Origin of the sequence: Streptomyces sp. MB09-01, from assembly GCF_033794505.1 — a bacterium.
In the GTDB taxonomy this organism is placed as follows: Bacteria; Actinomycetota; Actinomycetes; order Streptomycetales; family Streptomycetaceae; genus Streptomyces.
Window position 1 is genome coordinate 1 of record NZ_JARAYQ010000618.1, and the last position, 523, is coordinate 523.

General features: G+C 67.3%; 1 protein-coding gene. It reads right to left on the reverse strand.

Going from position 1 to position 523, the window contains the following annotated elements; genetic code table 11:
* On the reverse strand, nt 1-435 hold a 435-nt coding region (locus PV721_RS43750; protein WP_319734491.1), incomplete at its 3' end, for a helix-turn-helix domain-containing protein.
* Nucleotides 436-523: the final 88 nt, after the last annotated feature.

A 523-nucleotide genomic window follows, 5' to 3' on the forward strand; every position in this document is an offset into this window, starting at 1 on the left:
GCCGAGTTTCTTGATGTCGACGTGGACGAGTTCGCCCGGTCGATCGCGTTCGTAGCGGCGGATCGGCTCGCCGGTGGGCCGGTCGAGCCAGGCCAGGCGGCCCAAGCCGTGACGGGTCAGGATCCGGTGCACGGTCGAGGCGGACAGGCCCAGGATCGGGCCGATCCGGGCAGGGCCGAGCTTTCTGCTTCTGCGCAGGTCACAAACCCGGGCTTCGACCGCAGGGCGAGTGCGGTGCGGTGTTGTGCGCGGGCGGCTGGAACGGTCGTGGAGTCCTGCTTGACCTTCAGTACGCCAGCGGCGGACCCATTTGTGGGCTGTGGGCCTCGATATGCCCATCTCGGCAGCGACGTGCGCGACTGGCCGCCCGGCCAGGACGCGTTCGACCAGGATCCGCCTGCCGTGAACGGTCAGCCGGGCATTACGGTGGGACACGAAGACCTCCGTGCGTGGTGTGGAGCCTAGACACCTCCACCACACCGGAGGTCTTCGCCATGATCAAGACCCGACACTGTTAACAACG